Source organism: Rhodospirillaceae bacterium (assembly GCA_018660465.1).
In the GTDB taxonomy this organism is placed as follows: domain Bacteria; phylum Pseudomonadota; class Alphaproteobacteria; order Rhodospirillales; family JABJKH01; genus JABJKH01.
The window spans coordinates 61,925-85,016 of sequence record JABJKH010000114.1 but is presented as its reverse complement, the minus strand read 5'-3'; the positions used below and the strand labels follow the sequence as shown (position 1 = coordinate 85,016).

The 23,092-nt window shown below is 53.2% G+C and carries 19 protein-coding genes; 12 read left to right on the top strand and 7 right to left on the bottom strand.

Annotation, left to right across the window (positions count from 1 at the left end):
* Nucleotides 1-266 precede the first annotated feature (266 nt).
* Genes HOM51_19360 through HOM51_19340 form a run of 5 tightly spaced genes read left to right on the top strand, consistent with a single transcriptional unit; the run spans nt 267 to nt 5,029 of the window.
* Entirely contained in the window at nt 267-611 is a 345-nt protein-coding gene (locus HOM51_19360; GenBank protein MBT5036675.1) for a hypothetical protein, read from the top strand.
* Between the two features lie 33 nt (nt 612-644).
* Nucleotides 645-1,952 (top strand): iron-containing alcohol dehydrogenase, encoded by a 1,308-nt coding sequence (locus HOM51_19355; GenBank protein ID MBT5036674.1) that lies wholly within the window; start codon nt 645-647, stop codon nt 1,950-1,952.
* A 21-nt stretch (nt 1,953-1,973) separates the two neighbouring features.
* Nucleotides 1,974-3,092 carry an alanine dehydrogenase gene (gene ald, locus HOM51_19350; protein ID MBT5036673.1) on the top strand — a complete coding sequence of 373 codons (1,119 nt, stop codon included), beginning with the start codon at nt 1,974-1,976 and terminating at the stop codon, nt 3,090-3,092.
* The gene (locus HOM51_19345) at nt 3,092-4,018 is read left to right on the top strand and encodes a bifunctional enoyl-CoA hydratase/phosphate acetyltransferase (GenBank protein MBT5036672.1); all 927 of its coding nucleotides are present in this window, start codon (nt 3,092-3,094) and stop codon (nt 4,016-4,018) included. The genes ald and HOM51_19345 overlap by 1 nt, the downstream gene beginning before the upstream one ends.
* Nucleotides 4,019-4,021: 3 nt before the next feature.
* Nucleotides 4,022-5,029, top strand: coding sequence for an LLM class flavin-dependent oxidoreductase (locus tag HOM51_19340; protein ID MBT5036671.1), 1,008 nt, complete (start codon nt 4,022-4,024; stop codon nt 5,027-5,029).
* A gap of 1 nt (nt 5,030) precedes the next feature.
* Here the strand turns inward: HOM51_19340 and HOM51_19335 are convergent, their stop codons facing one another.
* From HOM51_19335 to HOM51_19315, 5 genes are read right to left on the bottom strand one after another with little or no spacing between them, the layout of a single operon-like run.
* Nucleotides 5,031-6,083, bottom strand: a complete 1,053-nt coding sequence (locus HOM51_19335; GenBank protein ID MBT5036670.1) for a ketopantoate reductase family protein — start codon at nt 6,081-6,083, stop codon at nt 5,031-5,033.
* A 1-nt stretch (nt 6,084) separates the two neighbouring features.
* Complete coding sequence (locus HOM51_19330) at nt 6,085-7,137, bottom strand: NAD(P)-binding domain-containing protein (GenBank protein ID MBT5036669.1); 1,053 nt, start codon at nt 7,135-7,137, stop codon at nt 6,085-6,087.
* Nucleotide 7,138: 1 nt separating this feature from the next.
* Complete coding sequence (locus HOM51_19325; protein MBT5036668.1) at nt 7,139-8,191, bottom strand: hypothetical protein; 1,053 nt, start codon at nt 8,189-8,191, stop codon at nt 7,139-7,141.
* Nucleotides 8,188-9,072 carry an oxaloacetate decarboxylase gene (locus HOM51_19320; GenBank protein ID MBT5036667.1) on the bottom strand — a complete coding sequence of 295 codons (885 nt, stop codon included), beginning with the start codon at nt 9,070-9,072 and terminating at the stop codon, nt 8,188-8,190. Before HOM51_19320 ends, HOM51_19325 begins: the two co-directional genes overlap by 4 nt.
* A gap of 12 nt (nt 9,073-9,084) precedes the next feature.
* The gene (locus tag HOM51_19315) at nt 9,085-10,080 is read right to left on the bottom strand and encodes an ABC transporter substrate-binding protein (GenBank protein MBT5036666.1); all 996 of its coding nucleotides are present in this window, start codon (nt 10,078-10,080) and stop codon (nt 9,085-9,087) included.
* Nucleotides 10,081-10,212: 132 nt separating this feature from the next.
* Here HOM51_19315 and HOM51_19310 point away from each other — a divergent pair, with 132 nt between their 5' ends.
* Complete coding sequence (locus tag HOM51_19310; GenBank protein MBT5036665.1) at nt 10,213-11,760, top strand: methylmalonyl-CoA carboxyltransferase; 1,548 nt, start codon at nt 10,213-10,215, stop codon at nt 11,758-11,760.
* 150 nt (nt 11,761-11,910) lie between these two features.
* Nucleotides 11,911-12,270 (top strand): GIY-YIG nuclease family protein, encoded by a 360-nt coding sequence (locus tag HOM51_19305; protein MBT5036664.1) that lies wholly within the window; start codon nt 11,911-11,913, stop codon nt 12,268-12,270.
* A gap of 80 nt (nt 12,271-12,350) precedes the next feature.
* Here HOM51_19305 and cysC read toward each other — a convergent pair whose 3' ends face one another.
* Nucleotides 12,351-13,520 (bottom strand): adenylyl-sulfate kinase, encoded by a 1,170-nt coding sequence (gene cysC / locus HOM51_19300; protein ID MBT5036663.1) that lies wholly within the window; start codon nt 13,518-13,520, stop codon nt 12,351-12,353.
* 127 nt (nt 13,521-13,647) lie between these two features.
* On the opposite strand from cysC, the gene HOM51_19295 reads away from it, so the two are divergent.
* Complete coding sequence (locus tag HOM51_19295) at nt 13,648-15,924, top strand: alpha/beta fold hydrolase (GenBank protein ID MBT5036662.1); 2,277 nt, start codon at nt 13,648-13,650, stop codon at nt 15,922-15,924.
* The gene (locus HOM51_19290; protein ID MBT5036661.1) at nt 15,924-16,898 is read left to right on the top strand and encodes a D-2-hydroxyacid dehydrogenase family protein; all 975 of its coding nucleotides are present in this window, start codon (nt 15,924-15,926) and stop codon (nt 16,896-16,898) included. The genes HOM51_19295 and HOM51_19290 overlap by 1 nt, the downstream gene beginning before the upstream one ends.
* A gap of 8 nt (nt 16,899-16,906) precedes the next feature.
* Here HOM51_19290 and HOM51_19285 read toward each other — a convergent pair whose 3' ends face one another.
* Nucleotides 16,907-17,716 carry an ADP-ribosylglycohydrolase family protein gene (locus HOM51_19285; protein MBT5036660.1) on the bottom strand — a complete coding sequence of 270 codons (810 nt, stop codon included), beginning with the start codon at nt 17,714-17,716 and terminating at the stop codon, nt 16,907-16,909.
* Nucleotides 17,717-17,835: 119 nt separating this feature from the next.
* Here HOM51_19285 and HOM51_19280 point away from each other — a divergent pair, with 119 nt between their 5' ends.
* The 3 genes from HOM51_19280 to HOM51_19270 are packed head-to-tail and all read left to right on the top strand — an operon-like array spanning nt 17,836 to nt 23,087.
* Nucleotides 17,836-19,596 carry a long-chain fatty acid--CoA ligase gene (locus HOM51_19280; protein ID MBT5036659.1) on the top strand — a complete coding sequence of 587 codons (1,761 nt, stop codon included), beginning with the start codon at nt 17,836-17,838 and terminating at the stop codon, nt 19,594-19,596.
* A gap of 21 nt (nt 19,597-19,617) precedes the next feature.
* The gene (locus tag HOM51_19275; protein ID MBT5036658.1) at nt 19,618-20,757 is read left to right on the top strand and encodes a thiolase family protein; all 1,140 of its coding nucleotides are present in this window, start codon (nt 19,618-19,620) and stop codon (nt 20,755-20,757) included.
* Nucleotides 20,706-23,087 carry a 3-hydroxyacyl-CoA dehydrogenase/enoyl-CoA hydratase family protein gene (locus HOM51_19270; GenBank protein ID MBT5036657.1) on the top strand — a complete coding sequence of 794 codons (2,382 nt, stop codon included), beginning with the start codon at nt 20,706-20,708 and terminating at the stop codon, nt 23,085-23,087. The genes HOM51_19275 and HOM51_19270 overlap by 52 nt, the downstream gene beginning before the upstream one ends.
* Nucleotides 23,088-23,092: the final 5 nt, after the last annotated feature.

Sequence of the window (23,092 nt, the reverse complement as noted above, 5' to 3'; positions counted from 1 at the left end):
CCTGATCTGCGGAGAGCATTATGGCCAGCGGCCATCAAACAGTGCCGCATCAACAGGCCGAACACATGGCAGCACCGACCAAGCGTTGCATCAGCGTTCAAATTAACCCTTGCCAACAGGGAGCCGTCCACACATGGCTATAAGGCGACTAAATCAGAGTTAGCGATCAATGTCTGCTTTTCTGTATAAATGAACTGTTTCTGAGAAAATATTCCCGACAATATGAGCCATGCCATAGGTGATAATATTAGCGTATAATGCCTACTATGTCTTTTTTGGTCGCGCTGTTGATCCTATTGGCCCTGCTCTTGATGCTGTTCCTAGTCATGGGACCAGCCTTGGCCCAGGCTGCGGCCATGTCAGTGCCGTCGACAATGATCCTAAAGACCACTCCCCGCACTCAACCCACTCAGCCTGCTACAATCTCCCCACCATCCCAACCCGCCCAACCCGCCCAACCCGAAGTCTTCGAAGATGAATTTATCGACTTGGAACGCATCGGTGGCCGCGTTAAAGCATCATCGGTTAAGACCGTCGAAGGACTTGTCCAAACCCACCAACAAGAGGCTCTCGCCGTCATTCGCGGCTGGATGGCGCAAAACGGGTATTGAGTGTCGCTAAGAAATTAGGGCTAAATAAAAACCATGGGATGCTGTCACGCCTTTAGCTTTACCGATGGGGGGGAAACCGCGTTTTCCGTCGATGTTTCGGCCCTTACTTTTGGGCCGGGTGTTCTCGCTGAACTGGGCGCGCATGCCACAGCCAAGGGCCTGAAACGGGTGGCCCTATTTACAGACAAAGGCCAAGCACGTCTGGAACACATCACCGTTGCCACAAAATCATTAAAAGACTCTGGTCTGGATGTGGTGATCTATGACGATGTTCGGGTAGAACCAACCGACCAATCGTTCAAGGACGCCGCCGATTTTGCCAAAGACGGAAATTTCGATGGTTATGTTTCGGTCGGGGGCGGGTCAGTCATCGATACCACCAAGGCAGCAAACCTGTACGCCACCTACCCAGCCGAATTTCTGACATATGTTAATGCGCCGATTGGGGAGGGGGCAGCGATCCCGGGGGTCTTGAAACCCCATATTGCCTGCCCAACGACGTCTGGAACGGGGAGCGAATGCACCGGCATCGCGATCTTCGATTTGCTGGCGATGGAAGCGAAGACCGGTATTGTCGGACGGGAACTCCGCCCAACCCTGGCGCTGATTGATCCAAACGTCACAGCAACTCTGCCTTCAAGAGTGGTCGCCAGCAGTGCCTTCGACGTGCTGAGCCATGCCTTGGAATCCTATACAGCCATGCCTTTTACCCAACGCCCTTCACCTCAGAACCCAAGCCTCCGCCCCATGAGCCAAGGGGCCAACCCCTGGAGCGATATGGGGTGTCGCGAAGCCCTTCGTTTGGCGGGGCTCTATATGGAAAGAGCAGTTGCAGATGCCACGGATACCGAAGCCCGTAGCCAATTGATGTGGGCGGCGACCCTGGCCGGGATCGCTTTTGGGAATGCTGGATGTCATGCGCCTCATGGTATGTCCTATTCGGTGTCAGGATTGGTAAAAGAATTTTGTCCTGAAGGCTATCCCGTAGGCGTGGCCATTGTTCCTCACGGCATGTCGGTGATTGTCAACGCGCCGTCGGTTTTTAGATTCACTGCCGAGGCCTGTCCCGAACGTCACTTGGCAGGGGCTGAATGTTTGGGTGCGGACATCGCGGGGGCTGGCAATGATGATGCCGGGGAAGTTCTTTCTGGGCGACTAATTGAGCTGATGAAATCGACAGACCTGCCGAACGGCCTCACGGGTGTTGGCTACGGCGAACGTGATATTCCCGCGCTGACGAAAGGATCATTTCCGCAACAAAGATTGCTTCAAAACGCGCCCCGAAAAATAAGTGAGACAGACCTTGCGGGGCTGTACCAAAACGCTATGTCTTACTGGTAAACCAGCCATCAGGAGGAAACCATGCTGATCGGTGTTCCAAAAGAAATTAAAGATAACGAATTTCGCGTTGGATTGGTGCCGTCGAGCATTCGGGAACTGATATCGCACGGCCATTCTGTGGTAGCTGAAACACAGGCCGGGGCGGGTATTGGATACTCGGATGCGGACTACCGCCAAGCAGGAGCGGAAATCGTCGATCGCGCTGAAGATGTTTTTGCTCAGGCTGAGATGTTGGTGAAGGTCAAAGAACCGCAAGCTGCTGAACGCAAAATGCTACGCGAAAACCAGATTCTATTTACTTATCTTCACTTGGCACCCGATCCAGATCAGACAAAAGATTTAATAAGTTCAGGGTCAACATGTATTGCCTATGAAACCGTGACTTCCCAGACGGGCAGCCTGCCTTTACTCGCCCCAATGAGTGAGGTCGCGGGCCGGATGTCGGTCCATGCAGGCGCACACTGCCTGGAGAAAGCTGGCGGCGGGCGCGGCATGTTGCTGGGGGGTGTCCCAGGTGTGCGCCCGGCCAACGTCGCCGTTCTGGGTGGAGGCATGGTCGGATCAAACGCCATCTTCATCGCCCTCGGGATGGGGGCAAATGTGGCCGTTCTGGATCGCAATGTAGATGTACTTCGGCGCCTAACCGACCGCTTTGGCCCTGCCCTTAAGACGGTCTTCGCATTACAAGATGTCGTTCATGAATATGCCGTATGGGCGGACTTGCTCATTGGTGCGGTACTGGTGCCGGGTGCTGAAGCCCCAATGCTGGTGAGTGAGGACATGGTCAAGAAAATGAAACCCGGTGCGGCAATCGTAGACGTTGCCATTGACCAAGGCGGCTGCATTGCGACGTCCCGTGCCACCACCCACGCGGACCCCACGTATATAGAGCATGATGTAGTTCACTACTGTGTTGCCAACATGCCGGGTGCCGTGCCGCATACATCAACATATGCTTTGAACAACTCGACCCTGCCCTTTACCTTGGCGCTTGCAAACAAGGGGGTGCGGAGCGCGATGCAGGAAGACGAACACCTGAGAAACGGACTCAACGTTCACGCAGGAAAAGTAACCTGTTCTGCTGTGGCGGAAGCTCTTGAACTTGACTATATAGACGCCTTATCCGCGTTGGGTGTCTAATGCTGAGCAACGTTCCCTTCGAAATCCCTGCGTATCTTTTAGAACGCGCCCGCGCGTTGCCTAAAATGACCGTCGCCGTCGCCGGTGCGGGCAATCCTGTGGCTTTGGAAAGTCTGCGTCAGGCGGTTGAGGCTGATTTGGTGGAACCTATCCTGGTTGGCGACCCTGATGATATCAGGGATGCGGCCCGCGCCATCGACTGGGATACGACATCATTTCGGATCGAAGCCGCAGACAGTGAGGCCAAGGCTTCCGAAAAAGCCGTTGCCCTTTGCCGCCATGGAGAAGCCCAGTTGCTGATGAAGGGGCATGTTCACACCGACGAGATCATGCGTGCAGTGATTGATCGTGAGAATGGCCTGCGTACAGGACGGCGCACCAGCCACGTCTTTCACATGACCATTCCCGGTCGCGACAGGGTCATTCACATCACCGATGCCGCCATCAATGTGAACCCCAATACAGACTCCAAAATCGATATCGTTCATAACGCGATTGATATGGCCCGCGCTCTTGGCATGGATCAGCCCAAAGTCGCGGTACTGTCAGGGGCGGAAACGATTAATCCCTCCATGCCGTCCAGCGTTGACGCTGACAAGGTCGTCAGTCGCATTAACAGCCAGCCTGGTACCCCCGCCATCATTGACGGTCCGCTCGGGTTTGATAATGCGGTCTCCGCCGAAGCTGCCAAAATAAAAGGAATCGATAGCCCGGTCGCGGGCCAAGCAGATATCTTGGTCGTTCCCAATCTTGAGTCTGGAAATTTTCTTTTCAAACAGATGGTCTATTTTATGAGTTCAACCGCCGCCGGTGTGGTCATGGGCGCGCAGGTTCCCATCGTGCTAACATCTCGTGCCGACCCACCAGAAGCTCGCTTCGCCGCCACCGCCATTGCCGCCATCATCGCAGCCGATAAGGACGAATAACGAATGCTGAAACTAAGTGTCCTCGATCAGTCCCCTGTTCCCAGCGGCAGCACGGCAGCCGATGCGATTCGCAACACCATCGACTTGGCGCAGGCGACGGAAAAACTGGGTTATACCCGCTACTGGGTCGCAGAGCACCACGGCTCACCAGCCTTTGCGGGCAGTGCGCCAGAGATCATGCTAACGCGAATTGCCGAGGCGACATCCACAATTAGAGTCGGTTCCGGTGGCGTGATGCTGAGCCACTACAGCCCCTATAAAGTCGCCGAGATGTTTCGGCTTTTGGAAGTGATGTACCCAGGGCGAATCGATCTCGGCATTGGTCGCGCCCCAGGCAGCGACGGGATTACCGCGCAAGCGCTTGGCTATGGATCGCCAGTAGGAGTGGAATACTACCCCGCTCGGGTCGCAGACCTGTCGGCATTCCTGGCAGGGTCGCCACCGCCGACGGAGGCGTTCGCAGAAGTTAAGGCATTGCCTGAAACAGAAAATATCCCAGAAATCTGGGTCTTAGGGTCGAGCGACTCAAGCGCCGGGTGTGCGGCCCATTTTGGACTGCCATTCTCCTTCGCCCATTTCATCACGCCGCGCGGTGGGGCGGGGGTGATGAAGGCCTACAAGGAAACGTTCAAACCGTCGGAACTGTTTGATGCGCCACGAGACAGCGTCGCGATCTTTGTGGTTTGCGCTGAGTCTGAGGAAGAAGCCAAAAGGTTGTCTGCCAGTCGTGACCTGTTCCGCCTGCGTGCCAGCCGAGGAGAGTTCGTGCCGTACCCATCGTCCGAAGAAGCGCTGGCCTATGAATACTCTCCTGGGGAACAAGCGCAAGTCGAAGCCAACCGCGACCGCAACATCGTCGGCACACCCCGCCAAGTGAAAATCCAAATCGAAGAATTGGCCGAACAATACGACACCAACGAAGTCGTCGTGCTGACCATCTGCCACGACCACGATGACCGGGTGCGGTCTTATGAATTGGTGGCGGAAGCATTTGGGTTGAGTGGAACTTAACTCAAACCCGGTTCGGCAGCGACTCAATCATCGACTTCAATAAACCAAAGTTGGTCACATCCATCTCTATCTCGCCTTCGTTGATGCGCCGGTCGATTTCGGTTGAGGCTGTATTGACGGGCGTCGGGATGCCATGTTCTTCACCCTTCGCCGCGACCAAGCCCGTAATATACTCCATCTCGCTCATACGGCCTTTGATGTGATCGTGGATGGCGGCAGTCGTTGCGTTCTTGCCAATGTGGCCGAGCAGCGTTTCCATTGCCTTCAAGAGAACTTCATCTGTCGCACCGGCAAATTCATCCGCACTCATGCCGAACACAGGCTCCATCTTATACCCAAGTGCCTGACCAACAGCGACGGACTCACGTCCGGCTCTCACTGCGAGATCGGACATACCTGGCAATTTCGCCGCCTCCCAAGTCTTCAACCCCAACAGTCCAACCAGCCCCATGACCATGGTATTAGCGATCAGCTTGGTCCACTTCGCGCCTTCAATATTTTCCGTCAGGCCCACCGTCGCAAATGTTTGCATGATCGCTTGGGTTTCCTTCAGGCGCGGGGTGATCGAGCCATCGAGTTCCCCCAGCCCAAACCAAGTCCCGGTGCGGGTGGTATCGCGTTGTATGATGCCAGGCGTAAACATTTCACCTGAGAGCTCAACAACGGCACCCAGGGTGCGCTCGATCCCAACGATCTCCGCAATCGTGTCGTTGTTCATGCCGTTTTGCAATCCGACGAACACGCCGTCGTCTTTTAAGTACGGCTCTATCAAGCTCGTACACCAGCGGGTGTCATTTGATTTAACACATAGAAAAATAAGATCGAACGCGGGGACATGCTCCGCCAGTTCACACAAATGCCACGCATTGACGGGGATTTTTAAATCTTCGTCTGGGAATTGAATGTGCAGGCCGTCCGCCTTCATTGCCTCGACATGGGCCGGCCACTGATCGATCAAGGTGACGTCGAGCCCTGCATCCGCAAGATCAGCCCCCACACAACCGCCAGTCGAACCTGTGCCGAGAACGGCTATTCTTTTATCTGTAATTGTCATATCAAACTCGATTTGGAAGTGAGTCGACCATGGACTTGAGAAGGCCGAAGTTGGAGTCATCCATGGGGATTTCGTGTTCGTTAATGCGTCGGTCAATTTCAGCGACGGCGGCGTTATGGGTTACAGGGATGCCGAATTCTTCGCCTTTTTCCGCGACCAATCCATTGATGTATGACATATCGCTTTTGCGACCTTTTATATGGTCGTGAATAGGTGCCGTTACAGACGCCGGGCCGACAACATTCATGAGGGTCTCCATCGCCTTGATGAGAACGTCGTCATCCGCGCCGGCGAACTCTTCCGCGGTCAGTCCCAAGATCGGTTCGAGCTCATAGCCGAGCGCATCGCCGACCGCCATTGCCTCACGCCCAAGCTGGACGGCGATATCAAACATTCCCGGTAACTTTCTGGCATCAATATTTTTAAGACCGGTGAGCCCAATCGGTCCCATGGTCATGCAGTTGGCGATGAGTTTGGTCCACTTTCCACCTTCGACGTTGTTTGTGAGCGTAATCTTAGCCACGTTTTCCATGATCGACTTAACCATTTCGAGGCGTGGCGTTATGGTGCCATCCAGTTCACCCAAGCCGAACCAGGTACGGTCTCGGGTCGTATCTCGCTTCACCAGACCTGGCGTAAAAATTTCAGCCGATAGTTCGACCACGCAGCCGATGGTACGTTCGACGCCGACGACGCTGGAAATTCGTTCATCGTTCATCGCGTTCTGCAAGCCGATGACAACACCATCGTCTTTCAGATAGGGCTCCATCAATTGCAACATCCAAAGCGTGTCATAGGATTTGACGGCAAGAAAGACGACGTCAAATTCAGGGACATGTTCTGCAAGTTCACAAAGATGCCAAGCCGCCACCGGCAAATTCAAATCTTCATCAGGAAATTGAATATGAAGCCCGTTCGCCTTCATCGCTTCGACGTGGGCAGGCCACTGATCGATGAGGGTGACATCAAGACCGGCGTGAGTAAGGTCAGCACCGACGCTGCTGCCAATCGATCCCGTACCAAGAACGGCTATTTTGTTATCAGTGATCGCCACATTAAGCTCGGTTTGGAAGGGATTCGACCATGGATTTTAAAAGACCGAAGTTGGAGACATCCATTTCGATCTCTTTCTCATTGATGCGCCGGTCAATTTCAGTGACTGCTGCGTTGCAGGTCACAGGGATTCCCAACTCTTCGCCTTTACTGGCGACGATCCCATTAATAAGAGACATCTCGCTTTTACGGCCTTTAATGTGGTCATGGATGGGGGCTGTTACGCCTTCCTTCCCGACATGGTTCATCAGGGCTTCCATCGCCTTAATGAGAATTTCATCGGAGGCACCGGAGAATTCTTCCGCAGTCATGCCGAACACAGGTTGCATCTCATAGCCGAGCGCTTTGCCAACCGTCATGGATTCCCGGCCCAACGCCACCGCCATATCGAACATGCCGGGCAGCTTTCGTGCGTCCCAGTTTTTCAGACCTGTCAGCCCGATCGGCCCCATGGTCATGGTGTTGCAAATCAGCTTGGTCCACTTGGCTCCTTCTACATTTTCAGTAAGCGTGATCGTGGCAACGTTTTCCATGATCTCTTTAACCATTTCGAGGCGCGGTGTGATGGTGCCGTCCAATTCTCCTAGGCCAAACCAAGTTCCCGGCCGGGTGGTGTCGCGCTTGACAATGCCGGGGGTGAAAATTTCAGCCGAGAGTTCAACGACCGCCCCAATGGTGCGTTCGACGCCAACAACGTCGGAAATTGTTTCATTGTTCATGCCGTTTTGCAGGCCGATGAATACGCCGTCTTCTTTGAGGTACGGCTCAATCAATTGTGTCATCCACCGAGTGTCGTAGGATTTGACGACCAGGAACACCACATCGAAGGCAGGGACATGCTCTGCAAGCTCACAAAGGTGCCAAGCATTTACTGGAATTTGCAGATGCTTGTCCGGCATTTTGATGTCGAGGCCATTCTCCTTCATGGTTTCGACGTGGGCCGGCCATTGATCGATGATGGTTACATCGAGCCCTGCATCCGTAAGGTCTGCACCAACGGAGCTGCCATTGGCGCCCGCCCCTAGAACCGCAATTTTTTTATCTTTAATGCTCACGAGTCCACTCCTTCAGTAGAATATTTCGTCTCCATCGCGTCATACTCAGGCTTGCTGACAAGCCGCTGGCGTTCTTCAAATCCAGTAACCCTGTCCATCACACCTTCAATCGATCCGGTTTCATGGATGTGGCCCAGCACTTGCTGCATACCAAAAACCGAAGCCTGTAGGGCTGCGTTGGCATAAAGGATAATGGCAAATCCCATCTCTCTCAAATCTTCGGCGCTAAGCAACGGGGTCAGTCCGCCAGCGACATTATTGACCAAATGTGGCGCGTCGACTCGCTTGGGAATTTCCCGCATCTCCTCGACAGAGCGCGGTGCTTCGACAAAGGCGATGTCGGCACCCGCTTCCAAAAATGCATTGGCGCGGTCGATGGCGTCATCCAGGCCTTTCGTTGCCCGCGCATCTGTCCGCGCAATGATGGTTAGGTCATCATCCAAGCGGGTATCAACGGCGGCGTGAATTTTCTGAACGAGTTCTTCTGTTGGGACGACGTCTTTACCGGCAAAATGGCCGCAGCGCTTTGGGAAGACTTGGTCTTCCAACTGGATGCAATTTGCCCCGGCGCGTTCAAGAACCCGAACTGTATGGACCGTGCTAACAGCGTTACCGAACCCGGTATCGGCATCCACGATTAAAGGAATTTCCACGACGTCACGCATGGCGAATATATGATCCGCCAATTGGGTTAGGGAAATCAGCGCGATATCAGGCTTACCAAGATAGGTGTTGGTGACACCGGCACCGGTCACATAAGCCGCTTCAAATCCGATATCTTCAACGATACGCGCCGCCAAGGCATTGGCGACGCCCGGAACGACCAAGCCATCGCGCTTGGCGACGCGGTCTTTAAATTTTTTATTTAATGAAACAGACATGACAAATTCTCCTTAAACGTCGCGAATTTCGTGGGTACCGTCGGCGAACAATTCGTCCACGTCAAGCAGCCGTGCAGCTAAAAACTGTTCATGGGAATAGCGCACCATGGTTTCCAGTTCCTTGCGGTTTTCTTCAACCCCATAGGTCCAATAGTTTGTCCCCATGAGGTCTTTGGTATCTTCCAAATCGGAAACAAACCAAGGCAGGGTTAGCTTGATCGCAGAGTAATTAGCGATTTCTTGTAACTCGTTCATCGCAATCTTTTTGGCTTTCACCAGGGCTCGGAACAGATTGGCCGGAACCCAGGGGCAACGTTCGACCAAAGTCTTGCGGACACCAATGAAATGCATGATTGGGTAGAAACCGGTCTTTTTGTGATAGGCCTTTTCTTCGGCCACATGATTATCGAACAGGCGTTTGATGTTCGGATCACCCTCAAGAAAGCAAGTCGGTTCTTCCGGTGAATAGATCGCATCCAATTCTCCTGACGCCAGTTGATCAGATAAACTTTGGTCCACGGGGATTGGTTCGACATCCATGTAGTCAGGTAGTTTTAGCGGCAGTCGTTCTTTGCGACCGGCTTCGTTGATGCCGCCATTGCGGTATTTGATCTTGGTGAAATCCACACCGTATTCGTCTTGTAAGATGCCCCGCGCCCACAGCGCCATGGTGACTTGATATTCAGGCACGCCAACCTTCTTGCCTTCCAAATCCTTCGGCGAATTAATTCCCCGATCCGTTCGGGTATAAACCCCGTGGTGCCGGAATGTGCGCGAGACAAAGGCGGGGAGGGCGATATATTCCGATGTTCCCGATGCTGTCTGCATTAAATAGCTGCTGACCGAAAGTTCTGTCACATCGAATTGAGCCTGTTGCACGGCACGTGGGAAGGCGACGGTTGATTTCATTCGTACAGGGGCGACTTCGCACCCTTCGACGGAAACGCGGCCATCCAGCACAGGTTCCGTACGGTCGTAGTCGTAGCAAGCAAAGGTAATTGTCTCCATGGAAATAGCGCCTCTTGTTAAATCTGTTATGGGAATCTCCCATAAATTTCCGCTGAAACAAGGCCGAATTAAATTTACCGGAATGTTCAGACCGTCTTTTCCGTTGCGAGAAAAAAAGCTAGGGTCCTGGCCATGACAAAAAAACCTTTCGATGACTCGCTCAGTGAACTGAAACAACGCCGGGATTCTGCGCTCCAAATGGGTGGTGCAGAAAAGCTCGAAAAGCGTAAAGATGAAGGCCATCTCAATGCCCGCGAGCGGATTGATCATCTGTTTGATGAAGGTTCCTTTAATGAACTTGGTATGCTGGCACGCTCCGCCAGAGCAGAAGCTCGGCATAAAACGCCAGCGGACGGCAAGGTTACAGGGTTCGGCAAAATCGACGATCGCTGGGCTGGCATTATTTCCAATGATTTCACCGTCATGGGAGCCTCCAGCGCCCTGATCAACGGCAAAAAGATGCGCCATATCAAGGAGTTAGCGACCAAGCGCGGTAGTCCACTGATCTTCTTAGGCGAATCATCTGGCTCTCGTATGCCGGATCGGATGGGGGCGCAGGGCCGTTCTATCCTGGGCCAAGACCCGATTGAATACCGGCGTCTTCGTGAAACACCTTGGGCGGCGGCATTGCTCGGTGATTGTTATGGCTCATCGACTTGGTACGGCTGCATGTCGGATTTTGTGGTCATGCGGAAGGGGTCAACCATGGCGGTTGCCAGTAGCCGGGTGACGTCGCTGGCCATCAATCAACCGATCGACAAGGAAGACCTTGGCGGCTGGAAACTTTTAACGGGGACGAGCGGCTTGGTTGATCTTGCGGTTGAAACAGATGAGCAGGCCCTCGACGCCATCAAAACCTATCTTTCCTATCTGCCCAGCCATCACAACGAGGCGCCCCCGGTTCACGCCGTTCCGGAAGGCTCAGGCGATGATATGGAAAGTATTTTGGATTTGGTGCCGGAAGAACGCTCCAAGGTCTATGACGTGAAGAAAGTGGTTGCCGCTATTGCTGATAAAGACAGTCTGTTTGAAATGAAGCCTCGTTATGGAAAGTCGATACTAACGGCACTTTCCCGGATTGATGGGCAGACCGTCGGCTTCGTCGCTAACAATCCAAAATTTAAGGGCGGGGCGGTGGACACAGATGGCTGCAACAAAGTCATTAGTTTTCTCGTTATGTGTGATTCGTTCAATATTCCTATTGTTAGCCTCGTGGACGTGCCTGGATTCCTAATCGGCATAGAAGGTGAAAAGAAGGGGGCTCCGGCACGGATTATAAATTGGATGAATGCGCTATCGCTTTGCACGGTGCCGAAGATTTCCATCATTCTTCGGAAAAGCTATGGCCAAGCGTATCTGAATATGGGCGGTGGGCGTAATTCCGATGAGGTCGCGATCTGGCCGACAGCGGACCTGGGCTTCATGGACCCCAAGGTCGGGGTTAGCGTGCTTTATGGGATTAAGGAAGAAGACGATCCAGAAGAATTTCAACGCCGCCTCGCCGAAATCAGTGAAGACACCAGTGCCTGGAACCTAGCCGAGCTTTACGAAGCGCACGAGGTCTTGGACCCAAGAGCGACAAGGTCCTATCTAATCAATCGATTGGATTTTCATCGCAGTCGTTTGAATGGCGGGGTCGGCGAACACCTTATGCGGACGTGGCCGACAAGCTATCCGTGAGGTAGTGGCGTCCTTCGAGACGCGCTGTTGGCGTTCAACACTTTACCGCACCACCCTCATCCAGAGGAGCCGCGCCAGCGGCGTCTCGAAGGGTGCTCAGCGGCAAACTCTCTCAGAAAAAAATGCGCCAAAACTTTCCATACCCCTAATATGTCAGCCCACGTCTATATTCTCCGATGCTGTGACAACAGTTACTATGTTGGCTCAACTCGAACGTCTGTCGAAGCTCGTGTCGCAAAGCACAACCATGGTGCCCGCCCTGGCTATACCTTCAACCGTCGCCCTGTAGTGTTGGTCTTCAGTCAAGAATGCGACCGGATCACCGACGCGATTGCTGCCGAACGTCGATTGAAGGGCTGGAACCGCACCAAAAAGGAGGCGGTTATTCGAGGGGAGTTTGATCTACTACCAATGTTGGCGCGACGGCGGAGTAAAGGGGTGAGAGAGTGCCTCTCAGCACCCTTCGAGACGGCTGCTCCGCAACCTCCTCAGGATGAGGATGTTTATTAGAAAATTTAAAATTATATAATATAATTAAAAAAAAACGCTCATTCTGAGGAGTGCAAACATCGCCTATCGCGAAGGACGCCTCACCCAATCACGTCTAATTTCTTCGCCTCAGAAAATTTTTCTTCGACGTACTCGACCAGCGACTGAATGCTTTCTTCGACGTTCTTTTTCACCGTATCAATTTCGAGCTCAGGATTTTCTGGAGCCTCGTACGGCGCGGAAATACCCGTAAAATCAGGAATGCCTTCTTCGCGGGCTTTTTTATAGAGCCCCTTTGGATCACGGTCTTCGCAAGTTTCTAGATCGGCCTTGATATGAACCTCGTGGAAGATTTCTGGCTGGATTTCACGCGCGCGGTCACGGTCGATTTGGTAGGGTGAAATAAAGGCGGCGATGACGATAAACCCAGCATCGGCGAATAGTTTCGCAACTTCGCCCACCCGGCGAATGTTTTCTGTTCTATCTTCAGCGGCAAAACTGAGATCACCGTTCAAACCCTGGCGCACGTTGTCGCCATCCAAGACATAGACCTGATAGCCCTTTTTGAAGAGACTCTGTTCCAAGCCCAATGCCAACGTCGTCTTGCCAGAGCCAGAAAGCCCGGTCATCCATAAGACCCCGCTTTTATGACCATTGCCGCGCTGACGTACCAAGACGGGAACGCGGTGATCAATAGGGTGAATGTTGGTGCTTTTGATGGCATGGCGTTTGGCGTGATTTTCAAAACCGCCTTGTAAAACGACGCCGGTGGCAATAACCACAGAGTCCTTAAATAGCTCGAATTTTTCACCTGCATCCAGAACCACCGTCGACCGGGACTGTATGACGACCTCAGCTTCGCGGGCCGTATCAATGCGAATATTATGGCTTGCCGTGCCGATTTTTAATTCATAAGAACTGCCCGTTTCAAGGGGTTCAGATACGTGCGCTTTAAAGCGATTTGTTTCGGAAGGTGGCGACGCCAAGGATGCAGCCACCTCACCCGGTTCCACATAAATTTGTTCTTCCAAGGTGACCGCAACGGTCTGGCCCGCATGAGCGCGGGTGATAGACGTGCCGTCTTCGCGATTTTCTACTCCGGCGACCCGCGACAGCTTGTCCGACGGAGCGAACAGCAACATGTCGCCAATCCGAAGCCGACCACTTTCGATCTGTCCAACGATCACATGCGCTTGATCGGAATTCTCCACATCTTGGATGGGTAAACGCAGCGGCAGGTCCGTTGTATCTTGTTCGTTATCTATCGCCATTCGATGACTATATCCCCTCGTCGTATATCGGCAACTATTGTCGGTGGTCGGGCCTAACAATCCGTAAATTCTTGCTACTTTAGGAAAACATCTCCCTGTTGCCGCGAAGCCGGATTATACTATTGGAATGGATACCGCAAACGATCTGAATTTAAACCAGAAGACCTATGACTGGACTGTGCGTTCTGTCTCAGCCCTGACCAGTAGCCTCAGCGTTAACATCAAACTGCATCACGATGGTGATCAGGTTGAGCAGGGGCAAATTTTTCTGTTCAATCACTTCGCCCGGTTTGAGACGTTCATCCCGCAATTCTTAATGCACCAAAAGTCACGGGCTTATTGCCGTTCTATTGCCGCGGGTGAATTTTTTCGCGGCAACGATACGTTCGCAAATTATCTCAGAAGTGTCGGTGCCGTGCCCCACGATATGCCGGAGCTACTGCCTTTCCTGGCCGAGGAAATCCTGCGCGGGCGGAAGGTCATCATTTTCCCGGAAGGCGGCATGGTGAAGGACCGCCGTGTGCTGGATGATAAAGGCAAGTATTCGATCTTTTCCCGAACCGCACGGGAACGGCGCAAGCACCATACTGGGGCTGCCGTTTTGGCGTTGACACTGAACGCCTTCAAGATGGGAATTCGCGCCCTGCATGCCGATAAAGACACCATGCGTTTAACCCAATGGGTGGATAGGCTAAACCTCGAAAATGTTGAGGCATTAATGGCTGCGGTGGAGAAACCAACGTTCATCATTCCGGCCAATATTACATTCTACCCCATAAGAGTGCGCGACAATATCCTGAGCCAGGGTGTGGAACTCTTCACCAAAGGCCTGAGCCCCAGGGTCGCCGAAGAACTTCTCATCGAAGGCAACATCCTGTTAAGGGACACGGACATGGATGTGCGCTTGGGCGACCCGGTCATGCCCGGAAAGTTTTGGCACCTGTGGGAGAAAAAACTTCTGGCCCCCAGGGTTCGTAAGGTCAGCTCGATGGAAGAACTGTTCGAACTTAATTTTCGGCGTGGATCGTGGTTCGAAAAGCTATCCGCACGCGCCATTGGCCGAACCACACTTATGTTAAGAGACACCTACATGTATGAAATGTACAAGGGCGTGACCCTGAACCTAAGCCATCTGGCATCTCGGTTGATCTTGATGCACGTTGATCGAGATCAGATGACGGTTAATCGGGAATTGTTCCACCGCACACTCTATCTGGCGATCAAGAAAGCGCAGGCGGAACCTTCATTGCATCTCCATCGCAGTTTGTTGGACCCGGAAACGTATGCCGGCGTTATTAAGGGCAGCAGCAAACCGCTCGATCAGTTAATCACGTCCGCTGAGAATACGGAGTTGATTAAACAGGATGATGGCCATTACCTACTTATGTCTAAGCTCAAGGAAGAGCATGGTTTCGATCAAGTTCGCATTGAAAACCCAATCGCTGTTTATGACAACGAAATGGCCCCCATTCAGGCAGCGCGTGACGTGATCGAAGAAGCCTTCGAGGAAGCCCACGATCTTAGCGACCATGCCCTTGCCTTGCATCGCTTTGATGATGAAGTTCAATCTTATCAATGGGATAAAAAGGCTTACGACAAACCACAGCACGCAGAGATCAATAACCAACGAACAGCCACAGAGTCGGGCGACCCTTATCTTCTAACACCAGAAAAAAGCAATGGACTGGGGGTTGTGTTGGTACATGGGTTTCTCGCAAGCCCAGCAGAACTTCGCGGCTTCGCTGACCGACTTTTGACCGCAGGTCATCCGGTAATCGGCGTGCGTCTAAAAGGTCACGGTACGTCGCCTTGGGACTTACGAGATCGGACGTGGAAAGAATGGTTGAGTTCTGTTCGGCGTGGATTCCAGATTATGTCTGCACTCACCGACAAGGTCTGCGTTGTTGGATTTTCAAGCGGTGGCGCGTTGGCGCTTCACATGGCGGCGGAGAACCTGGACAAGTTAGCGGGCGTCTGCGCCATTTCTGCGCCGTTAAAATTTCGCAATAAGAATCTAGTGTTTGTGCCACTGTTGCATGGCGTGAATAAACTAACGGGTTGGCTGCCGACCATGGAAAGTGTCATGCCCTTTATCGATAACGATTCAGAGCACCCGGAAATCAACTATCGCCATATCCCCGTGCGCGGTCTCTACGAACTCCGCCGCATGGTGGATGAAATGGAAGAAGCGTTGCCAAATATTCAATGCCCAGCGGCTGTCCTGCAGGGTGATGAAGACCATGTTATCGAGGCAGAAAGCGCCAAAATTATTGCATCGAAGATTGGCTCCGAGAATACTGAACTCCACATGATCCCTTCGAAGCGCCATGGCATTCTCAATGAAGACATCGGCGGCACGCAGGACAAAGTTTTAGCGTTTGTTAATTCACTTGGAAAAAAATAATGAAAATATCGATCCTCGACGACTACTTTGATGTTATTCGCACCCTAAACTGTTTTCCAAAACTAGATGGTCACGACGTGACAATCCACAATGATCAGGTTCAAGACACAGACATCTTGGCCGAACGGCTGGCGGACACAGAGGCGCTCGTTCTCATTCGTGAGCGCACAAAAATTCAGGCCCCTTTGCTGGAGCGCCTGCCCAAATTAAAAATGATCAGCCAGCGCAGCGTCTATCCGCACATTGATCTGGACGCCTGCACCCGGCTGGGCATTTTACTGGCATCCGACCAGCACGCGGGAACACCGTCCCATGCCACAGCTGAACTGACGTGGGGATTAATCCTGGCGGCGATGCGAGATATTCCACAGCAGGTGGCGTCTACGAAGGCGGGTAAATGGCAGTATGGCATTGGCCAAACCCTACGCGGCAAGACCCTGGGAATCATGGGGTATGGCCGGATCGGTCTCGCAGTCGCGGAGTATGGAAAGGCTTTCGGCATGGACGTCGTCATCTGGGCCAGCGACGCATCCAGGGAACGGGCGCGAGCGGATGGCTGGGAGACGGCAAACTCAAAGGCTGCCTTTTTTGAAGACTGCGACGTTATCTCTCTGCATCTCCGCCTATATGATTCAACCCGACGCGGCATCACCGCCGAAGACCTCGGTCGTATGAAACCAACGTCTCTCCTGATCAATACTTCACGGGCTGCTTTGATTGAAGAGGGTGCATTGGAGAATGCCCTCCGTGCCGGTCGCCCGGGCAAGGCTGCTGTTGACGTGTTTGAGGAAGAACCCATCTGGACCCCCGACCACCCTTTGCTGAAACTGGACAACGCCCTCTGCACGCCGCACATCGGTTACGGCACGCGGGAAGAATACGAAACTCAATTCAGCGAAATTTTTAATCAGGTATTGGCGTTCGAAGCGGGGGCACCGATTAATGTGATCAACCCTGAGGTGTTGGAGAAATAGAGAACCCTCTAGAGCGATACAATATTATGCCGCGATGCCGCACCTTCCATTGGCAAGGGGAATCGTTTCCGGAAATTAATCGCAACTTGAGCAAGATCGCCGGTTAAATAGCTTACGGTTTTTTCGGCGATGTCTCTGGGAATGCCGTGGAGGGCCTCGGCGATGCTACCGGTGATGCACGCCAGCGTATCTGAATCGCCGCCAATAGAAATTGCATTGCGGATCGCATCTTCAAACGTCGTGCTGTTCAGCGCACAAATTAAGGAAGATTGGACGGTGCCCCGGCAAGACACATCGAAATCGGAAACAGATCGCAGTTTATCGATCGTTCGGGTTAGGTCGTAATTGTAACGTTTCGATAATTCATCTCGAATTTCATCAGGCCCAGCCTCATGATTTGCAAGCCAGATCGCGGTTGCAACCGCCTTGGCGCCGTTCACTGCATCTGGATGATTGTGAGTAACCGATGCGGTACGTCCGGCTAAAATTCTGACCTCTTTAACGTTGCGCCCGACATAGGCGGCCGGGCTGACCCGCATGGCAGATCCATTGCCCCAACTGCCATACGCAGGGGCATCGTCAGAATTTACCCATTTTAGGAACAGGCCACCGTATCCCACATCTGGATAACGCCGTCCATAGGCGCGCAGGTATTCTGCAAAATCGCCGCGCTGCATGATGCAATCAGCAACAGCAAGGGTCATGACCGTATCATCGGTAAAGGCGCAGTTTGGGCCGAACAAGGGGAAGTCTTTGGACTTGATATTATTGTGCTCGTAAATAGAGCCAATGATATCCCCGGCAATGGCACCCAACATCCGACCAATTTCTCCTTTCAATCGGCTCTCATAGTAAAGGCCCTGAATAATAATTCAAAGTTTTCGGGTTATTGCTGATGATCCTTGGTATTATGAACCATTAGGCGATAGCGAGGTTGATGGTGAATAATTTCCTCAGTAAGGCCAAAAAATTCCTAGGCTTCTTATCTTTGGGTGCGCGCGTTGGGAATACCCCGGCACCGCGGCCCTGGGAAGCGTCGTACCCGGACGGCATCGACTGGTATGCAGATCTCCCGGTAAAACCGCTGCCAACGCTTTTGGATGCCGCAGTCGAGTCCTTTCCCGACAACGTGTGCGTCCGCTTTCGCGGTCGACAATACAAGTATGCCGAAATCGCTGATCTGGTCGCCCGCGCGGCGAAGGGGTTTCAGGATCTAGGCGTGCGAAATGGAATTAAGGTTGGACTGATGCTGCCCAATTGCCCGTACGGAGTGATCTGTTTTTATGCCGTGCTAAAAGCGGGCGGCACGGTTGTGAACATCAATCCACTTTATGCCGAAGCCGAGATCAAAAAGGAAATCCAAGACGCGGGCATCCGCCTGATGGTCACGTTGAACGTGAAAACGCTCTATCCCAAAGTCGCCAAAAGGGTGGATGAGGGTAGGCTGGAAAAGATCATCGTTTGCAGCATGACGGGCATCTTGCCGCTGCATGAAAAAGCACTTTTTACCCTGTTACGTCGGCGTGAACTGGCCACTGTTCCAGAAGACGATAATCATATCGGCTACGATCATCTGATCGATAACAAGGGGGATTATGACCCCGTCGAAATAGACCCGGACGATGAAGCCGTGTACCAATACACCGGCGGCACAACCGGCACGCCCAAGGCAGCAGCGCTTAGCCACACCAACCTGTATGCCAATGTCCTGCAAGTGGAAATGTGGTCGCCGGGGGTTACCCATGGCCAGGAAAAGATTCTCGGTGTTTTGCCGCTATTCCATGCGTTTGGAATGACGGCGGTGATGAATTTGGGGCTGCGCTTGGGTGCAGAGATTATTCTCATGCCGAACTTCAAACCCTCCGAAGTTCTGGAAGCCATCGACAAAATTAAGCCGACCATTTTCATCGGCGTGCCAACGATGTTCTCCGCCCTGAACGCACGAGATGATTTGGATAATTACGATCTTTCCAGTCTGGTTTATTGTATTTCCGGCGGTGCGCCTTTGCCATTGGAGGTGCAGAAAGAATTCGAAAACATCAGCGATTGTTCCTTGGTCGAGGGCTATGGACTAAGTGAGACGGCACCCGTGTGCACGGTTAATCCCTTGGTTGGTGATCGGAAAGATGGCTCGGTCGGCCTGCCCCTGCCGGGCACAGTGATTGAAATTGTTTCGCTTGATGACCCAAACATCCGTGTACCGATTGGTGAAAACGGCGAAATTTGCGTCTCTGGGCCACAAGTGATGTCAGGATACGCAGATCGAGCCCAAGAGACGACGAACGTTCTCAGTAATGGGCGACTGCGCACGGGTGACGTCGGGTATTTGGATGAAGAGGGTTATCTGTTCATCATCGACCGAATTAAGGAATTAATTTTAAGCGGTGGCTTCAATGTTTATCCGCGTATGGTAGAAGAAGCCATTTGCACTCATCCGGCGGTGAAAGAAGCTGCGGTAGTTGGAATTCCCGACACACATCGGGGTGAGATCATCAAGGCATTTGTCACACTACAACAGGATCAGGAATTGAAATCGGGTGACCTGCGTGCCTATCTCAAGGATAAGCTGGCACCCTTTCAAATGCCGAGGCGGGTTGAATTTCGGGATACACTGCCACGTACATTTATTGGTAAGCTTTCGAAGAAAGACCTGCTCGCAGGTGACGCGGCAGCCCAAGAAGATGAGAACGGAACATAATATTTAATTAGGGAGACGGTCATGAAGAACGTTGTCATAGCGGGATATTCTCGGTCCCCCTTTACGCCAGCGAACAGAGGCGATCTCACAAAGGTTCGTCCGGATGAATTGGCGGCCCAAGTGGTGCGCGGTCTCCTGGAAAAGACCAACGTGAATGCCGACGACATCGAAGATTTTATTCTTGGTTGTGCCTTCCCCGAAGGCGAGCAAGGGCTGAACATGGCACGCCTTGTCGGCTTCCTGGCCGATCTGCCGTTGTCTGTCGCAGGGACCACGGTTAATCGGTTTTGCGGTTCCTCCATGCAGTCGATTCATATGGCGGCAGGTGCCATTCAAATGAACGCCGGTGAAGTGTTTATCTGTGCGGGCGTGGAATCTATGACGCGGGTTCCGATGATGGGCTTTAACCCGCTACCGCATCCTGGCCTCGCAGGGGACAGACCGGAATCGTACATGGGTATGGGGGAAACGGCGGAGAACCTTGCGGGCAGTTATAGCATCCCGCGCCGTCAGCAAGATGAATTCGCCATCGCCAGCCAAGAGAAAGCAGCGGCTGCACAGGCTGCCGGTAAGTTCAGCGACGAAATTGTACCGATCAAATCCGACAGCGGCGTCGTTGACCAAGACGGCTGTATTCGTGCAGACACGACCTTGGAAAGCCTAGGCGATCTGAAACCTGCCTTCGATGAAAACGGCTCCGTCACCGCGGGAACATCGTCGCCCCTGACCGATGGTGCGGCGGCGGTGCTGGTGTGTACGGAAGACTATGCGGAACGCACCGGGCTCGACCCCTTGGCGCGGATTAAAAGCATCGCAGTTGCGGGCTGCAAGCCAGAGATCATGGGCATCGGCCCGGTGGCAGCAAGCAAGAAAGCCGCTGAACGCGCAGGCATTGAAATTGGCGACATGGATATCATCGAACTCAACGAAGCCTTCGCCTCTCAGTCCATTGCCTGTATCCGGGATCTTGATTTGGATATGGCAAAAATTAACCTCGACGGCGGTGCCATTGCGCTTGGTCATCCTTTGGGAGCAACTGGTGCGCGGATCACGGCCAAGGCGGCACAAATCTTAAAACGAGATGGTGGAGACTTGGCGCTGGCGACCCAATGCATCGGCGGCGGCCAAGGCATCGCCACCATTCTGGAGCGTATCAAGTGAGCGCCCCCATCAACAAAGTCTGCGTGATCGGTGCAGGGGTCATGGGAGCCGGCATCGCCGCCCATGTCGCCAATGCGGGCGTCGATGTCGTGCTGCTAGATATCGTGCCGGAAGGCGCCGACAACCGAAATGCCATCACCGAAGGCGCCATCGGGAAACTTCTTAAAGCCGACCCTGCGCCCTTAATGCACAAGCGCAACGCCAAGCGCATCACGCCCGGCAACATCGAAGACCACATGGACTTGCTGGGTGACTGCGATTGGATCGTTGAGGCGGTGATCGAACGGCTGGATATTAAACAAGACCTCTACCGCAAAATTGACGCGCATCGAAAACCTGGCTCGGTCGTATCGTCGAACACCTCAACCATTCCCCTGGCGAATTTAACCGAGGGTATGAGCGAAGACTTCTGCCGAGATTTCCTAATCACGCATTTTTTTAATCCACCCCGCTACATGCGATTGCTGGAATTGGTTGGCGGATCAGAAACCCGCGCTGATGCGCTTGAAGACATCCGGAATTTCTGTGATATCAAACTCGGCAAGGGCGTTGTTGATTGTAAAGACACCCCCGGCTTCATCGGCAACCGCATCGGGATTTATTGGCTGCAATGTGCTGTAGTTGACGCGATTGAAAACGGTGTGTCGGTCGAAGTCGCCGACGCTGTCATCGCACGCCCCATGGGCATTCCCAAGACCGGCGTGTTCGGATTGTTGGACCTGATCGGCTTGGACCTGATGCCGCATATTTTAGACAGCATGGCGGAAACCTTGGCCGAAGGCGACGTCTTCCACGCGGTCTATCAGAAGCCCGAAGTCTTGGAGAAAATGATCGCTGATGGCTACACAGGACGGAAAGGAAAGGGCGGTTTCTATCGACTGAATAAAGACGGTGGCAAGCGGGTTAAAGAGTCCGTTGATCTTAGCACGGGTGCCTATGCGACCTCAGAGAAACCTGACCTCAGCAGCGTCAAAGCATCTAAGAAGAATGGCCTTCGCGCCTTGGTCGAGCACGATGATCAAGGCGGGAAATACGCATGGCGGGTGTTGTCGAAAACACTCACTTATGCCGCATCCCTGGTGCCAGAAATTGCTGACGACATTTGCGCCGTCGATGAAGCCATGCGGCTTGGTTACAACTGGAAATTCGGCCCGTTTGAATTGATCGACCAGTTAGGGGCAGCTTGGTTTGCAGCAAAGTTAAAGGCCGAGGGTGTTGAGGTGCCAAAGCTTCTGCAAACTGCAGGTGAGCGACCTTTCTATCGGGTTCAAGGCGGGCAGCGGCAGTACCTGACCACAGACGGAACCTATGCCGACATCCAACGTCCTGATGGCGTGGTGATGTTGTCGGACATAAAACTGAATTCTGAGCCCGTGGCGTCGAATAAATCCGCCAGCCTGTGGGACATCGGCGATGGGGTGTTGTGTTTGGAATTCCACGGCAAAATGAACTCCCTCGATTTCAAAGTCTTAGCGATGATCCGGGATGCCGTCGAGCGCATCCCCCGGGACGGCCACAAGGCTTTGGTGATCTATAACGAAGGGTCCAACTTTTCCGTCGGTGCCAACATCGGCCTGTTGCTGATTTTTGCAAAAATCTGGATGTGGTTCCTGATCGCGATGATCATTCGTAAAGGTCAGGACTCATACAAGGCGCTCAAGTTCGCGCCCTTCCCAGTCGTCGGCGCGCCGTCGGGTATGGCCTTGGGCGGCGGGTGCGAGGTATTGCTGCATTGCGATGCGGTGCAAGCCCATGCGGAAACCTATACCGGATTGGTCGAAGTCGGGGTCGGGATTGTGCCGGGCTGGGGCGGCTGCAAAGAAATGTTGATCCGCTGGTTTGGCACAAATAAACGTGCAGGCGGTCCCATGCCGCCGGTGATTAAAGCGTTTGAGACTATTAGTACCGCGACCGTCGCGAAGTCCGCCGAAGAAGCCAAGTCGTTGCTGTTCTTTGGCGAGAATACAAACATCACCATGAACCGGGATCGGTTGCTGGCGGATGCGAAAGCGCGGGCGTTGGAGTTGGTGCGCGGCTACACCCCGCCGGAGCCGGTGGAAATTTCGCTGCCCGGTCCAACCGCAAAGACCGCGATGGACATGGCCGTCGATGGTTTTGCCAAGACCGGCAAAGCAACGCCCCATGATGTTGTGGTCAGTGGCGTCTTGGCAGAAGTGCTAAGCGGGGGTGCGACCGATGTGACGGAGACGTTAACCGAAGACGATCTGCTGGCCCTCGAACGTGAAGGCTTCATGAAACTTGCCAAACATCCAGACTCCATCAAGCGCGTTCAAGCAATGCTCAAAACCGGAAGACCTTTAAGGAACTAAGCCCA

Coding starts and splice junctions, on each gene's coding strand:
- HOM51_19360 (MBT5036675.1), top strand. CDS start 267: ATGTCTTTTTTGGTCGCGCTGTTGATCCTATTGGCCCTGCTCTTGATG.
- HOM51_19355 (MBT5036674.1), top strand. CDS start 645: ATGGGATGCTGTCACGCCTTTAGCTTTACCGATGGGGGGGAAACCGCG.
- ald (MBT5036673.1), top strand. CDS start 1,974: ATGCTGATCGGTGTTCCAAAAGAAATTAAAGATAACGAATTTCGCGTT.
- HOM51_19345 (MBT5036672.1), top strand. CDS start 3,092: ATGCTGAGCAACGTTCCCTTCGAAATCCCTGCGTATCTTTTAGAACGC.
- HOM51_19340 (MBT5036671.1), top strand. CDS start 4,022: ATGCTGAAACTAAGTGTCCTCGATCAGTCCCCTGTTCCCAGCGGCAGC.
- HOM51_19335 (MBT5036670.1), bottom strand. CDS start 6,083: ATGACAATTACAGATAAAAGAATAGCCGTTCTCGGCACAGGTTCGACT.
- HOM51_19320 (MBT5036667.1), bottom strand. CDS start 9,072: ATGTCTGTTTCATTAAATAAAAAATTTAAAGACCGCGTCGCCAAGCGC.
- HOM51_19315 (MBT5036666.1), bottom strand. CDS start 10,080: ATGGAGACAATTACCTTTGCTTGCTACGACTACGACCGTACGGAACCT.
- HOM51_19310 (MBT5036665.1), top strand. CDS start 10,213: ATGACAAAAAAACCTTTCGATGACTCGCTCAGTGAACTGAAACAACGC.
- HOM51_19305 (MBT5036664.1), top strand. CDS start 11,911: ATGTCAGCCCACGTCTATATTCTCCGATGCTGTGACAACAGTTACTAT.
- cysC (MBT5036663.1), bottom strand. CDS start 13,520: ATGGCGATAGATAACGAACAAGATACAACGGACCTGCCGCTGCGTTTA.
- HOM51_19295 (MBT5036662.1), top strand. CDS start 13,648: ATGGATACCGCAAACGATCTGAATTTAAACCAGAAGACCTATGACTGG.
- HOM51_19290 (MBT5036661.1), top strand. CDS start 15,924: ATGAAAATATCGATCCTCGACGACTACTTTGATGTTATTCGCACCCTA.
- HOM51_19285 (MBT5036660.1), bottom strand. CDS start 17,716: ATGTTGGGTGCCATTGCCGGGGATATCATTGGCTCTATTTACGAGCAC.
- HOM51_19280 (MBT5036659.1), top strand. CDS start 17,836: ATGGTGAATAATTTCCTCAGTAAGGCCAAAAAATTCCTAGGCTTCTTA.
- HOM51_19275 (MBT5036658.1), top strand. CDS start 19,618: ATGAAGAACGTTGTCATAGCGGGATATTCTCGGTCCCCCTTTACGCCA.
- HOM51_19270 (MBT5036657.1), top strand. CDS start 20,706: ATGCATCGGCGGCGGCCAAGGCATCGCCACCATTCTGGAGCGTATCAA.